13 protein-coding genes and 1 pseudogene are annotated in these 13,906 nt (G+C 74.3%); 7 read left to right on the top strand and 7 right to left on the bottom strand.

The window, feature by feature from the left end:
• Positions 1-37 precede the first annotated feature (37 nt).
• The 4 genes from C3492_RS37625 to C3492_RS37640 form a co-directional block, all read right to left on the bottom strand.
• Positions 38-1,129: a hydrogenase expression protein HypE gene (locus C3492_RS37625; protein WP_103817112.1), complete on the bottom strand. Its 1,092-nt coding sequence runs from the start codon at positions 1,127-1,129 to the stop codon at positions 38-40.
• Positions 1,126-1,671, bottom strand: coding sequence for a hemerythrin domain-containing protein (locus C3492_RS37630; RefSeq protein WP_103817113.1), 546 nt, complete (start codon positions 1,669-1,671; stop codon positions 1,126-1,128). The genes C3492_RS37625 and C3492_RS37630 overlap by 4 nt, the downstream gene beginning before the upstream one ends.
• On the bottom strand, positions 1,658-3,202 hold the full coding sequence (locus tag C3492_RS37635; protein WP_103817114.1) for a hypothetical protein: 1,545 nt from the start codon (positions 3,200-3,202) through the stop codon (positions 1,658-1,660). The genes C3492_RS37630 and C3492_RS37635 overlap by 14 nt, the downstream gene beginning before the upstream one ends.
• 117 nt (positions 3,203-3,319) lie before the next feature.
• Positions 3,320-4,216, bottom strand: a complete 897-nt coding sequence (locus C3492_RS37640; RefSeq protein WP_103817115.1) for a LysR family transcriptional regulator — start codon at positions 4,214-4,216, stop codon at positions 3,320-3,322.
• Between the two features lie 62 nt (positions 4,217-4,278).
• Between C3492_RS37640 and C3492_RS37645 the strand changes: the two genes are divergently transcribed.
• The 3 genes and pseudogenes from C3492_RS37645 to C3492_RS37665 form a co-directional block, all read left to right on the top strand.
• Positions 4,279-4,629, top strand: a complete 351-nt coding sequence (locus tag C3492_RS37645; protein ID WP_103817116.1) for a DoxX family protein — start codon at positions 4,279-4,281, stop codon at positions 4,627-4,629.
• 789 nt (positions 4,630-5,418) lie between these two features.
• Positions 5,419-6,957, top strand: a complete 1,539-nt coding sequence (locus C3492_RS37655) for a hypothetical protein (protein ID WP_103817142.1) — start codon at positions 5,419-5,421, stop codon at positions 6,955-6,957.
• Positions 6,958-7,498: 541 nt separating this feature from the next.
• Positions 7,499-7,864 (top strand): annotated as a pseudogene (locus C3492_RS37665) (hypothetical protein); the annotation flags it as partial.
• Here the strand turns inward: C3492_RS37665 and C3492_RS37670 are convergent.
• The 3 genes from C3492_RS37670 to C3492_RS37680 all read right to left on the bottom strand — a co-directional run bounded on the left by C3492_RS37670 (position 7,861) and on the right by C3492_RS37680 (position 10,299).
• Complete coding sequence (locus tag C3492_RS37670; protein WP_103817117.1) at positions 7,861-8,934, bottom strand: class I mannose-6-phosphate isomerase; 1,074 nt, start codon at positions 8,932-8,934, stop codon at positions 7,861-7,863. The pseudogene C3492_RS37665 and the gene C3492_RS37670 sit on opposite strands and share 4 nt — an antisense overlap.
• 1 nt (position 8,935) lies before the next feature.
• On the bottom strand, positions 8,936-9,349 hold the full coding sequence (locus C3492_RS37675; protein ID WP_103817118.1) for an SRPBCC family protein: 414 nt from the start codon (positions 9,347-9,349) through the stop codon (positions 8,936-8,938).
• Between the two features lie 155 nt (positions 9,350-9,504).
• The gene (locus C3492_RS37680; RefSeq protein WP_103817119.1) at positions 9,505-10,299 is read right to left on the bottom strand and encodes a serine hydrolase; all 795 of its coding nucleotides are present in this window, start codon (positions 10,297-10,299) and stop codon (positions 9,505-9,507) included.
• 194 nt (positions 10,300-10,493) lie between these two features.
• Here C3492_RS37680 and C3492_RS37685 point away from each other — a divergent pair, with 194 nt between their 5' ends.
• The 4 genes from C3492_RS37685 (at position 10,494) to C3492_RS37700 (ending at position 13,830) form a co-directional block, all read left to right on the top strand.
• Positions 10,494-11,606, top strand: a complete 1,113-nt coding sequence (locus C3492_RS37685; RefSeq protein WP_258056141.1) for a permease — start codon at positions 10,494-10,496, stop codon at positions 11,604-11,606.
• Positions 11,603-12,331, top strand: a complete 729-nt coding sequence (locus tag C3492_RS37690; protein WP_103817120.1) for a TIGR03943 family putative permease subunit — start codon at positions 11,603-11,605, stop codon at positions 12,329-12,331. The genes C3492_RS37685 and C3492_RS37690 overlap by 4 nt, the downstream gene beginning before the upstream one ends.
• Before the next feature lie 273 nt (positions 12,332-12,604).
• Positions 12,605-13,207 (top strand): hypothetical protein, encoded by a 603-nt coding sequence (locus C3492_RS37695; protein WP_103817121.1) that lies wholly within the window; start codon positions 12,605-12,607, stop codon positions 13,205-13,207.
• A 173-nt stretch (positions 13,208-13,380) separates the two neighbouring features.
• Positions 13,381-13,830: a peptidoglycan-binding domain-containing protein gene (locus C3492_RS37700; RefSeq protein WP_103817122.1), complete on the top strand. Its 450-nt coding sequence runs from the start codon at positions 13,381-13,383 to the stop codon at positions 13,828-13,830.
• Positions 13,831-13,906 lie beyond the last annotated feature (76 nt).

Below are 13,906 nucleotides of genomic sequence, written 5' to 3' on the forward strand. Positions count from 1 at the left end.
CCCCTCGTTCGTCGTAGGCGTGAGTGGGTGCCGGCGCTCAGGCACGCCAGTGCGGGTCGTAACCGGTGGTCAGCTCCGGTCCGTTGTGGTGCCACTTGGGCTCGCGGTTCACCGCCATGCTGGTCAGGCCGCGCAGCCGTCGGATGACGGCGCCGTAGGGCTTGAGCAGCGCGGACGACAGGGCACCGCCGGTCGGCTCGTCCATGAACGGCATGAAGGCGTCCGGGAAGCTGGGCATGGTGCAACCGATGCAGATGCCGCCGACGTTCGGGCAGCCGCCGATGCCGGCCATCCAGCCCCGCTTGGGCACGTTGCAGTTCACGACCGGCCCCCAACAGCCCGTCTTGACCAGGCACTTGGGGGAGTTGTAGTCCTTCGCGAAGTCCGCCTGCTCGTAGTACGCCGCCCGGTCGCAGCCCTCGTGCACCGTCTTGCCGAACAGCCACTGCGGACGCAGCATGTGGTCCAGCGGGGGCGGCGGCGCGGCACCGGCCGCGTGATAGAGGACCCAGATGAGGGTCTCCATGAAGTTCTCCGGCTGGATCGGGCAGCCCGGCACGTTCACCACCGGCAGCGCGCCCTGCGACTTGAAGTCCCAGCCCAGGTAGTCCGCGAGACCCATGCAGCCGGTGGGGTTGCCCGCCATGGCGTGGATGCCGCCGTACGTGGCACAGGTGCCGGCGGCCACCACCGCCCAGGCCTTGGGTGCCAGTTGGTCGATCCACCAGTTGAGGGTCTGCGGCTCGCCCGTGTCCGGGTCGTTGCCGAACGACGTCCAGTAGCCGTCGCCCTCGATGATGTTCTGGTTCGGGACCGAACCCTCGATGACGAGGATGAACGGCGCCAACTCCCCGCGTGCCGCCGCCCGGTAGGGGGCGAGGAAGTCCTCGCCGCCCAGGCTGGGGGAGAGGACCTTGTTGACCAGGTTCACCCTCGGCAGGCCCGGGATGAGTCCGGCGACCAGGTCCTCGATGCCGGGCTGCCCGGCGGCCGTCATGGACACGGTGTCGCCGTCGCAGCTCATGCCCTCGGAGATCCAGAGGATGTAGATCTCGTCGAACCCGTTCCCGCGCGCCTCGGACCGGCTGGGTTCCCGCGTCACTTCGGTGGTGCCGCTCTGCGTGGTCATGTCGTCGGCCTCCGCTGCAGTCGGTCTCGGAGTCGGTCGTAGGCCGCGGCCAGGGGAGCCGCGAGGGTCAGGGCGGGCGGCTGGTCGGGGGCGTGCGGGTGCGGGCGGGTCGGCGCGGTGGCCTTGGCCTGCCCGATCAGCTCACCCAGCCGGTCCAGTTCCTGCCGGGATACGGCCTCCCGGAGCCGGGGCATCAGGGTGCCCTCCTCCTCCTGGATGTGCTCCGACACCTCGCGGCGCAGTTCCGCCACCAGTTCGCCGGTCCGCCGGTCACCCTCGCCGAGCCGGTCGAGCGCGAGGAGGGTCTGCTTCACCCCCATGTGCTCGCTCAAGTGCTCGTCGATCTCCCGGTCGCCGTCCGGCAGCACCTTCCTGGCCAGCGGATACAGGAGCATCTCCTCCAGAGCCGCGTGCTTGGACAGTTCACGCACCAACAGCTCCACGACACCGCGCCGCTGCCGGTCGGAGGCCGCGGCCTCGTAGTCGCGGAACAACTGCTCGACCATCCGGTGGTCGTGCATGAGGACGTCAAGGGCGTCCATCGAACCGTCCCTCCTCCGGCCCGCGGGCCGGACGCTCGGGTGGCCGCGGGGACTGCGGCCGGATCGGCCGGCCCGGACCCGGTGGGGCGTCGGGGCCGAGCGTTTCGACCTCGTCGGGCCGGAAGTAGTGGAAACGGCCGTACCAGCCGTGGAGTTCGGCGGCCGGATCGTCGTCGACCGTGACGGCCAGGTGCGTGCTGCCGTCCACGTCGTGGAAGACCGCGGCGACCCGCGCGGTGCGCCCGGCCAGGAACATGTCCTGGGCGTCGGCGCCCCGGCCGCGCGGACACAGCCGCACCCGGCTGCCGCCGCCCACGGGCACGCCGTCCACCAGCACGGTGTCCGTCGCCGGGGACAGCCCGTCGTCGCCGCCCTCCTGCCACCAGGCGGGCCGGTCGGGGGCGGGGGCCGGCGGCCGTCCGACGACAGGGGCCGACGGCCGTTCGGCGGCGGGGGCCCGCGGGGTCAGGGAACGGATGGCGCCGTGCAGTCGGGAGAAGACCTCCCGGGGCATGGTGTCCACCCGGTCGAGGATCCGTGCGGCCCGCGGGTCGGTGGCCCGGGCCTCCGCCTTCTCCTCGTCGGTCAGCAGCATCGTGCGCAGCGTGAGGATCTCGTCGATCTCCGCCGCGTCGTGCAGATCACCCGGGCTCTCCGGTGCCACCTGCGGGTGGTCGGGGAGGATGATCGGCGCGGAGAGCAGCAGCGTGCCGGTCGCCCCGTCCTCGCTCGCGGACTGGGGCGGAGCCCCGCCCAGCACCGGGAACGTGAACGCGTTGCGGCAGCCGCGGACCTGCTCCGCGAGAGCGGCCGGCGGATCGATCAGCGACACGAACTCCACTCCGTCGCCGGTGAGGAGCGTGTGCGTGGCGAGCAGCGCCTGCCCCAGCACCGCGTTACGGGAGGCCCGCGGGTCCGGCGCGTCACCGGTGTTCTCGGTGCGCACCCGCAGCCGGTACAGCCCGGGCCCGAGCCGCTCGGCCGTGACCGTCGTCCCGGCCCGTACCTCCCGGCGCCGGCGCACCGTCCGCCCGGCCCCCGCCGGCAACGGCTCGTACTCCGCCCCGGCCGGCGCCCCCACGGCGACGATCCGGCCGTCCCGCGGCAACTCCTCCGGCCGCAGCACCAGTTCGGTCTCGCGGGGCACGGCCTCCTCGAACGACAGGTGGACGGTCCCGTCGGCCGTCCGCAACGACTCGACCGGGTGGTGCGCCCCGTCCCCGCCGGCCCGCTCCACCTGCTTGTGCTGGAGTTGCAGGTACCGCACCCGCACCCGCACGGTCGCGTCGGCGCGCCGCACCCGCAGCAGACACTCGGTCTGCTGGTACCAGGAGTCGGCGGAGCCGGAGACAACGGGCGTGACCGGTCCGTCCCGCTCCACCCAGTTCCGGGGCAGCAGCACCCCGAACTGCCAGCGGACCCGGTTCTTCGCCGAGGACCGGCGATAGGGATAGAGCAGATAGCCCTCGTAGAGCACGGCGTCCGCGACGGCACTCAGCTGCGCGCAGGCCCCGCCGGTTCCGTTCGCCATGCCCTCTCCTCGCCACTGGTGCGTTCGTGGACTCCACCCCCCACGGTCACACCGGTCACGCCCGTCCGCCCCTCCGGCGCACCGTCATTGCGCCGGACAGGGGAGAACACACGTCCGTCACGTGGTGCGGGCCAGGTCCAGGCAGCAGCGGACGAAGTCCCGTACGACCGGGTTCCGGTCGTCGGCCGGTGCCCAGGCCACGGCCACCCGGGTCGGGCTCACCCCGGTGACCGGGCGGTAGACCACGCCGGGGCGGGCGTAGAACCGGGCGGCGGACGCGGGCGCGAGGGCGATGCCGTACCCGCTGGCGATGGCGCTCAGCCAGTCGTCGGGCTGCTCGGTGACCGCGCCGATGCGGACCGGCCGGCCCTCGCGCTCCCCGGCGGCCAGCCAGTGGTCGCGCCAGGCGCCGGTCTCCGGCGGAGCGGCCACGAACGGCTCGTCCCACAGTTCCCGGAAGGCGATCTCCGCCCGTTCCGCGAGCGGGTGCGTGCTCGGCAGCGCCACCCAGCGCTCCTCGCTGAACAGCACCTCGACCCGCAGCGCGTCCTGACCGGGGAACGGCAGCCGCAGCAGGGCCGCGTCCACCTCGCCGTCGGCCAGACCCGCGCTCGGGTTCGTCCAGGCGGCCTGCCGCAGCTCGGCCCGCCAGCCGGGCCGCCGCCGGGCGAACTCGGCGACGATGCCCGGAGTCGCCTCGTTGGCCGCGCTCGCGACGAAGCCCACACGCAGCACCCGGGCCGTGCGCCGGCCGGCGGCCCGCGCGGCGCGCAGGGCGTCGTCCCAGGCCGCGAGGACGTCCGGGGCCCGGCGCGCGAGTTCCCGGCCGGCGTCCGTCAGTGCCATGCCGGTGCGCGAGCGCTCGAAGAGGGGCACCCCGAGCCGGCTCTCCAACTGCCGGATCTGCTTGGTCAGCGCCGGCTGGGACACGTACACCCGCTCGGCGGCGCGGACGAGGCTTCCCTCCTCGGCGACGGCCAGGAAGGAGCGCAGCAGACGTGAGTCGACGTCCATTCCAGAAGGTTATAGACACTGGTATTGGACGTCGCGGCGACCCTCCGGCGAGCGTGGACGGTATGAACCTCGTGTATCTCACCGTCACCTGTGCGACCGTCCTGGCCAACGCCGGCATCGCGGCGGCCGACCTCGCGAAGGCGCCGTTCGTCCTCGCCAACTCGGCCCAGGTCGGCGTGTCCCCCCGCCGGCTCCCCGCACTGGCGCTGCTCAAGGCCGCCGGAGCGGCCGGGCTGCTCCTCGGGCTGCTGGGCGTACGTCCCCTGGGCATCGCCGCCGGCGTCGGCCTCGTGCTGTTCTACGTCGGCGCGGTGGCCGCCCATGTACGGGCCCGGGTGTTGCGCACCCTCGTCTTCCCGGGCCTGTTCCTGATGCTGGCGGCCGGGGCCCTGGCCCTGGCGGCGGCCCGGTGAACGGGCGGCCCGGCGCAGCGGCAGAGCCCGGCTGAGTACGGCAGCGGATCCGGGCTCACAGCAGCGGATCCGGGCTCAGCGCAGCAGCGGATACCGGGTGACGAGGGACTGCGCCCGGTCCGCGCCGATGCCGAGGGCCTCCCAGCGCTGCTCGCCGTCCTCCTCGATCATGCAGGCCGCCTCACGCCCGGCGCGTCGTCGGCCAGCGTGAACGGCTTCTCCTCCAGGGCGCCCAGCAACTGGGTCAGGTCCTCCGGCAGCGGCACCGTCCGCCGCTCGACCGTGCGGATCCCACGGGACGGGGACGCCCGGCCCGCGCCGGCCGCAGCTGCACGCGGCGCGCACCCCCGCCGCCCGCGGCCTGCTCATCCTGCCGTCGTACGCCCACCACTCGCTGGTCCGGTACATCTCGGCACCGCCGCCGATGTCGAAGTACGCGGGCTTCGGTTCGCTGCCGTCCTCCAGGACGGCTCCCACGATGCCCTCGTGGGAAGGAGGCTGTTCACGGCGGGGAGCGGCTGCCCGAGCGGCCGCGCCACGGTCGCCATCGGTTGCGCGGGCTGCTCGGCCGGCCCGGGCACGGCCGCCCGGGGTGATCGGACGAACGGGGCGTGAGGGATATAAGGCTCGTGCAGGAAAGGGTGGGCGTCCTGCCCTCTGTCCGGTTTGCGCTCCCGCCCGTACACTGCCGATCCACAGACATGCGGGCGCAGTTGACCGGGGGGAGCCATCATGTCCGGAGGTCCGTACGGTCCGGGTCAGGGTTTCGGCGGGCCGCCGGCGCCGCCCATGCCGCCGGGTCAGCCACCCGGACCGGTGGGCCCGCCGCCCGCGCCGCCGGACGTCTGGCGGGCCGGCGCGGTCGCCGTGCTCAACCTGAGCGGGCTCGGCCTCGGTTACGCGCTGCTGCGTCGCTGGGTGGCGACGGCCGCCTGCTGGGTCGCGACCGGCCTGCTCCTGCTCGTCGCGCTCCCCGCCGACGCCGACGGCGTCCCCGGAGCCGTGCTCGCCGGCTACGCCGCACTGCTGCTGGTGGCGGCCGTCCACGGCGGGATCGCCGGACTGCGCACCCGGCTCGCCGGGCCGGCCGGCGCGCCGCTGGCGCTGCTGCTGGGCGTGGTGCTGCTCGCCGTACCGGCCGGCGGCGCCCTCTGGTACGAGGACGCCCACGACGAGGCCGTGGAGCGGGCGCTCCTCGGCCGCCTGGAGCGCGCCGACGACCTGGTGGCCGAGAGCGGCCGCCAGTCCTTCGGCGCCGCCCGGCCCGGCTACGGGACCGCTCTGGGGGTCTACCGGGACATCGCCGTGCACCACGGCGGTTCCCGCGCGGCCCGGCAGGTCCCCGACCGTCTGCGGACCTACTACACGACGGTCGGCGCGGCCTACGGGCACCGGGAGTACTGCGACGCCATAGAGCCGCTGAAGTACCTCCGCACCGTCCCGGACACGATGCCGCGGGAACAGCTCGGCGCGCTGGCGCGGTGGCCCGACGACCGGCTCGCGACCGCCCTGTACGAGTGCGGTGCGCGGCACCTGGCGAGCGGCGACACGGACTGGGTGAACCGCTTCGGCGACCTGCTCGACACCTTCCCGCGCTCCGGGGCGGCGGCCAAGGTGGTGCCCGCCGTCGACGCGGCGGTGGCGAGGACGGAGAAGGCCGTCGGCGGGGACGAACCCTGCACGGCCGTCGAGACGCTGCGCGACCTCGGCACCCGGATCACCGACCTGTCCAGGTCGGCCGGTGACACGGACGGCCGGCTGGCGAAGGCCGCCGGCCGGGCCGGCCGCAGCGGCGACGCCGGCCAGTACGCCTGCGGTGTCGACCAGTACCGGGACGGCGACTTCGACGCGGCGCAGAAGACCATGGAGCAGTTCGCCGCCGGCCACCAGCACGACAGGAACCGCGCGCGCGCCCAGAAGATCGCCATAGCCGCCGAGGTCGCCCAGACCCTCCCGGCGGCCGGCAAGAAGCTGCCGACCCTGGCCTCCGGCGGCAGCATCTCCGTCACGGTCAAGAACGACAGCCCGGACGACATCACCGTCCTCTACACCGGCCCGGTCACCGGCAGCTTCACCCTCAAGGGCTGCGGCGGCTGCAAGGCGTACACGTTCGCCGACACGGCGTTCTCCACCTTCAAGCCCTGCAACGACAGCGGCAGGAACTACCCGCAGCGCACCATCAGCCTGCCCGTCGGCACCACGTACTTCGTGCACAAACCGAACGGCGACAGCACCGCGACCCCGGCCTCGGACACCGCCAGGCTCCGGTCCGGCTACATCTACACGGAGTGCGCCTACTCGACCCAGCGCCTCGGGTCGGGGTACTGACCGGAGGCCGGGGCACGCGCCGCGCGAACGCGGGGGGGCCACCGGGTACTCGCGCGACAGCACAACGCGACACCCGGAGGCGGACCGTGAGCAACGACGACGACCGCATGGGCGATCCCTGGGGTCCCCGGACCCCGTACGACCGAGGGACACCCTGGCCGGTCCGCACCGACCTGCCCCTCGCGCCCGGCCTCACCGAGGCCGACGTGGAGCGCTGGGTGCCGTCCGCCTCGCTGCTGCGCACGCCGGCGACCTGGTCGAGGTCGGCACCCCGCGCGGCGCCGTACGGGCCCGGCCGCGGATCACCCCGATGCGGGACGGCGTGGTGTTCCTGTCCTTCCACTACGGCTACTGGGACTCACCCCCGGCGGACACCGCCCCGCCGGCGACGGCCCCGGACGCGCCGCCATCGAGGCGTTCAAGACCTGCGCGGCCCGCGTCACGCTCGTGGAACGCGGCGCGCCGACCGCGCACGACCGCACCGGCACCGCCCGGGGGAGCGCCCGATGAACGCCCTCACCCTCATCCTGCGCACCCAGCACACGAGATCCACCATGTGGCCACCGATCTGGCCTGCTGGTCGCACGAGTACGGCGCCCGCCTGGCCGACACCGGCCACCACTACGGACTCGACCTGTCCGGCCCGCCCGACGACCCGGCGCCGGGCGCCCTCGCCACCCTGCGCGCCAAGGCGGCGGAGGCGATGGGCCGCCGTCCGGAACCGGGCCTGCTGCTCCTGCACCACCTGCTCGACCTGCACCTGGCGGCCACCCGCAACTCCGTCCACTGGGAGATGCTCGCCCAGGCGGCCAACACCATGATCAAGCAGCTGTCGCCGCAGGTACTGACCAGTGTCCGAGCGCCGGGGCGGGGCCGTGTCCGGGCGCGGGGCACGCGTCGTGCCTAGAGGCCCTCGCCGAGGGCGGCGATGACGGACGGCCCGTGGCCGGCGGCCGTCAGCGGGGCCCGGATGTCGTCATCGAGGTCCGGGACGTAGCCGAACAGGACATCGGCCGGCCCGGTCACCCGCACCTCCCCGAGCGCGGCCGGCAGCAGCAGGGTCCGCGCCCGGCCGAGCCGTCCGGCCCAGCCGCCGCAGGTTACGGTCACCGGGGCGCCGGCGTTGCTGAGGATCTGCGCGGTCGTGAACGTACGGGCGACGCGGGCGGTGCCGCCGGCCGTCCAGCGTTCCAGCGCGAAGTACGGCCCGGCGCACAGCACCGTGCGCACCACCGAGTCGTCGACCGGCACGCTCAGCCCCGGCTGGAACTCCGGCCGGGGCTCCGGACGCCACTCGTCCAGCAGCCGCTCGATGTTCTTCTCCCGCTCGCGCTCGGCCAGCGGTGCGCCGTCCTCCATCCGCCAGGGCATGGCGTGCTGCTGGATGTCGGAGGTCTGCTCGATCTCGTACACCAGGGTGCCCGGCCCGAAACTGTGCAGGGTCCCGCCCGGTACGTACACGGTCTGCCCGGCGCGCACCGGCAGGCGCCGCATCACCGCGTCGAAGTCCTGCGCGAGCAGCGCGCGGCGCAGCCGCTCCCGGTCCACCCCGGGCCGCACGCCGACCAGCGCCGTCGCGCCGGGTACGGCGTCCAGCACGTGCCACGCCTCGGTCTTGCCGTTCGGCTCACCCTCCAGACGGCGGGCGGTGGTGTCGTCGGCGTGCAGATGCACGGGCAGCGCGCGCGTGCCGTCGATGAACTTGGTGAGCAGGGGGAAGCGCGGTCCGTGGGGGCGGTCGCCCAGCAGGCCGGCGGGATCCTCGGCCATCAGCTGACGCAGCGACCGCCCCGCCAGCGGACCCTCGGTCACCGTGGCACCCTCCCCGTCGACGTCGCTGACCTCCCAGGTCTCGGCGACCGGGCCGTCCGGCAGCCCCGTCCGGCCCAGCCGTTCACACAGGGCCCGGCCGCCGAAGACATGCTGTCTGACGGGCGTGGCGAGGCGCAGCGGGGACCAGCTCACCAGGTGCGCCATGTCAGCCGGCCGCGTTGTCGACCCGCATCCGCACCTGTTCCTCCAGCCGGCGCAGACTGCCGTCCAAGGCGTCGCGCACCGCCCGTTCGCCCGGGTCGTGGCCCTCGTCGAAGAAGGACAGGTGCACGGTCACCTCGCTGGCTCCGCTGCCGATGCCGGCCACCTGGAGCCAGCCGGCGTAGCCGCCCTGCTCGCGGGTGCCCCACTCCAGGCGCATCTGGTCCGGCTCGGACCGCAGCAGGGCGGGGGTGTCCTCGCCGGAGCGGTCCTCGTGGACGGTCACGGCGGGCGGCTCCTGGACGTCTACGTGCAGCTCGCCCGGGAGCCAGGCGTCGAGCTGGGCGGTGTTGGCCGCCTGGTCGAAGACCTGCTCGGGCTGTGCGGGCATCGTGCGGGAACGCTCGTACTCGGCCATCGTGGTCTCGCCCCTCCGGTCGGAAGTCGTACCCCGACCGCGTGCCCCTTCCACGGCGACCGAAAAGCCCCGGCGGCGCCTTGCTGCCCCGGCTGATCACGGGCCGACGGCCGCCGCGCGCCGGACCCGGGGCCATGACCCGTGCGGGGGACCGCTCACCCCACGGCCGCGCGTGCCGTGCGCTCCACCAGGGACACGCCGTCGCTCATGGAGGCGCTGCCGTCCGACAGCACCGCGACCAGGTACCGGTGACCGTTGACGGTGACCTGGCCGACGCTGTTGACGTCCCACAGGCCCGTGGTGTTCCGCTGCAGCCAGCCGTTCTTCAGGGTCTTCCGGGAGCCCTCGGCGCCGGCCGCCGGGACACCCCAGGTCTGCTCGGGCACGACCCGGCTCATCAGGGTGCGGATGTAGGCGCGGGAGTCCGCGTCGAGTCCGCCGGAGCCCGCGTGGACCGTTCCGCCGGTGCCGAAGACGGCCCGCAGCAGCCGTATCTGGTCGCGCGCGGTCGTCCGGGTCAGGCCCCACTTGGCGCCGGGCCCGCCCGTCGTGGAGGTCAGGCCCAGGCGCTTGTTGGCCGCCGCCAGCCCGGGGGCCCGTCCGATCTGCCGCCACAGGGCGTTGGCCGCCGCGTTGTCGCTGCGCCGGATCATGGGCTCGGCGCGCTCCCGCTCCCGCGCGGTGAGCTCCCGTCCCGCGTCCTGTGCCTGGAGCAGCAGCGCCGCGAGGATGTCGACCTTGACGATGCTGGCGGTGTCGTACGCCCTGTCCTGGCCGTGGACCACGGGTGTGGGGTCGGTGCCGTCCAGGTCGAGCACGGCCGCCGTGGCCTGTGCCGAGGCGGCCGCGGCCGGGGTGGGGTGCAGGAGCCCGGTGGCGAGGAGGGCGGTCGCCGAGGCCACGAGGGCGCAGGCCTTGGCGCGTGCTGTGCGGGAGAGGCGGGACGACATGGGTCACGAACGTAGACAACAGCGGCGCCCCGCGACGTGGCGCCCGTCACCTCAGGCCCCGTTCGGGCCGTTTTGTGAGAAGAGCCACCGATGGGGCGCATTGTTCCGGCCGGTCGCCCGGGCGGCGGCGTGTACGCGCAGCCGGGCCGTACTCCTCGCTTATCGTCGGCCAGACGCCGACATCCGGAGTGAAAATGGACAAAGCGGATGAGCTGGTTGGTGTGACGGAGGGCGTGGCGGCCGTGCCCCACCCCGATCCGCCCGCGCGCCGCGTCCGGCCGTGGCCACCGGGCGCGGGCCCGAGGCCCGGGGCGACGGGCGCCGGCCCGAGATCCTGGCAGGCGGGCGCCGTCCTCCGGCCGTGGGCCCCCGGTATCGCCGCCCTCGCCCTCGTGGCCGCGTTCCTCCTGGCCGGCAGGCCCTGGCTGAACCATCCCGCCGTCCAGGCCTGGCGCACCGTCTGCCTGGCCATCACCGTCCAGGCGCTTCCCTTCCTGCTCCTCGGCACCGCCCTGTCCGGCGCCATCAACGCCTTCGTGCCGGCCGACCTGTTCACCCGGGTACTGCCGAAACGGCCGGCCCTCGCCGTACCGGTCGCCGGCGCGGCCGGCGCGGTCCTGCCGGGCTGCGAGTGCGCCTCCGTGCCCGTCGCGAGCAGCCTGATCCGCCGGGGCGTGACCCCCGCCGCCGCCTTCGCCTTCCTGCTCTCCGCGCCCGCGATCAACCCCGTCGTCCTCACGGCCACCGCCGTCGCCTTCCCGGGCAACCCCGCGATGGTCGCCGCCCGGCTGCTCGCCTCCCTCGCCACAGCGGCTGTCATGGGCTGGCTGTGGCTGTGGCTCGGCAAGGAGAAGTGGCTGCGCCCGCTCCTGCGCCACCGGCACACCGGCCACCGGCACGGCCACAGCCGCTGGACCGAGTTCCGGCTCGGCTTCCAGCACGACTTCCTGAACGCCGGCGGCTTCCTCGTCCTCGGGGCCATGGCCGCCGCCACCTTCAACGTCACCGTGCCGGGCTCCGTCCTCGACGCCTTCTCCGGCTCGCCCTGGCTCTCGGTGCTCGTCCTGGCCGCCCTCGCCGTGCTGCTGGCCGTGTGTTCGGAGGCCGACGCCTTCGTCGCGGCCTCGCTCACCGGCTTCTCGCCGACCGCCCGGCTCGCGTTCCTGGTGGTCGGTCCGATGGTCGACCTGAAGTTGATCGCCCTTCAGGCGGGCACCTTCGGCCGCGCCTTCGCCTGGCGGTTCTCCACGGCGACCACCGTCGTGGCCGTCACCGCGAGCGCCCTGATCGGAGGCGCGCTGCTGTGAAACGCCTCCTCCAGGCCCTGCTCCTGGCGCTGACCGGCACCGGCCTGCTGCACACGGCCCTCCTCACCGACACCTACCTGCGCTACGTCAAGGCCGGACTGCGCCCGGCCCTGATCGTGTGCGGCGCCGTCCTGCTGCTGCTCGGCCTGGCCGCAGCGGTCACCCGGGACCGGCGGCACACGGCCGGCGACACCGGGCACGGCCACGACCACACCGGCACCCCGCGCGTCGCCTGGCTGCTGTTCCTCCCCGCGCTCAGCCTGCTCTTCCACCCCCCGCCCGCGCTCGGCGCGTACACCGCGGCCCGTGCCGACACCAAGCCCGTCGCCGTGCAGAAGGGGTTCGGGCCGCTGCCCGCGACCTCGCCGCTGCCGCTGACCCTCACCGACTTCACCAAGCGGGTCCAGCAGGACCGCGGCCGGGCCATCGAGCACCGCACCGTCCGGCTGACCGGCTTCGTCACCCCGGCCGGCGAGGGCCGCGGCTGGTATCTGACCCGGATCGTCTTCTCCTGCTGCGCGGCGGACTCACAGACGGTGAAAGTGCGCGTGTACGGCGGCGAGGCACCGCCCGCCGACACCTGGCTGGAGGTGACCGGCACCTGGCACCCACGCGGCACCCTCGGCACCGGGACGGCCGAGGCGGCGCTCGACGCCAGGGACGTCCGGCCCGTCGCCCAGCCGGTGAACGCCTACACCGACGACCTGCCGCTCACGCCGTCGTAGGAGCGCGCGCTCAGGGGCGCCGCTTCCCGGACCGCGCTCATGGCCGGGTCGCGGGGCCGCCCGGGCCGGGTTCCCGAGGCCGCCCCGGGCCGGCCAGGAGTCCCGGGGTGGCCGGGGCGCGCCCGATCCGGAAGAGAGGCCCGGCCCCTGGCGGACGAGCGGCCGGGAGAGGTGCAGGATGGTGTCATGACCCTCGCCCGGGCGACTCGGTCCGGGAGACCGCGGGGGCCGCTGCGGGTTCCGGCCGCCGGTGGGCGGGAGGAGGCGGTGACGATGACACGGACACCTCCCACGACGGTCACCCGGGTACGGCTGTGGCGGTGGCGGCGCAACCCGCTACGGCGGCACAGCGATGTCGTCGAGGCCTGGATCGTCCTCGCCGGCTGGGTGCTTGCCCTGGTCGTCGGGGTCTTCGCGGGCCTGTGGGCGGCCCAGGCCTCCGAGTCCGCGTTCACGGCGCGGCTGGCCCAGGTGCACCCGGTGTCCGCGGTGCTCACCGACGACGCGGCACGGACCCCCGCCGCGGGCAGCGGCTACGACGACGGACGGGTCTGGGCCGCCGTGCGCTGGACGGACCCCGACGGATCCGCGCACACCGACCGGGCGAAGGTCTTCCCGGGCGCCCCCGCCGGAACCCGGGTCACCGTGTGGACGAACCAGGCGGACCGGATCGTGCCCGCCCCCATCACCGGAACGGCGGCCGACCTGCAGTCGGCGCTCACCGGCGTCCTCGTCGCCCCGGCGGCCGGCGCGCTGGTCTGGGGGGCGGGACGGCTGGTCCGGGCACGGCTCATCCGGCGGCGCCTGGCCGAGTGGGACGAGGAGTGGAGGCAGATCGGACCCCGGTGGGGAAACCTCAGCGGAGGGCGGGGCTGACGGGCCCGCGACCGGCGCGCGCCCCTTGCACCTACCGCGGAGGTTGTACACCGGTCCGGCCCTACCACGGCCGTTGGAGCCGGGCGTCAACTCCCGGGTTGGCGACGTGCGCACCCCCCGGCACGTAGCTTGTGTGCCGTGCCGAGAGGCACTCGTCAACCAGGGGGAAACACATGCGGACGAACATCTTCACCAGGACCCTCCTCGCCACCGCGACCACGGTGGCGCTGGCCGCGGGCAGCCTCGCCGCCGCGGGCACCAGCTTCGCGGCACCCGCGACGGCCCACCCGGCGGCGGCCACCGAGGCCGTCACCCCGCAGGCGGTGAACAACCTCGGCCTGAACGCCTCCGAGGCGAAGAAGGTCCAGCGCTGGCTGAAGACGTACTGGAACTACCGGAACTCCATCGACGGCAAGCTCGGCACCAACAGCTGGAAGGCCTTCCAGCGCTGCCTGAAGAAGTACTGGGGCTACACCGGCCCGATCGACGGCATCGTCGGCAAGGGCACGATCAAGGCGCTCCAGCGGCTCCTGAAGGACAGCTACGGCTACCGGGGCCCCATCGACGGCATCGCCGGCTCCGGCACCAAGGCCGCGTTCAAGCGGTTCGCCAACGCGCACTGAGCCCCGGCACGTCGGCCCGCCCGCACACCCTCCGTCCCGTTGCCGGGCGGAGGGCACCGGGCGGGGCAGGACCCGG

Source organism: Streptomyces sp. Ru62 (genome assembly GCF_002920615.1).
GTDB lineage: Bacteria > Actinomycetota > Actinomycetes > Streptomycetales > Streptomycetaceae > Streptomyces.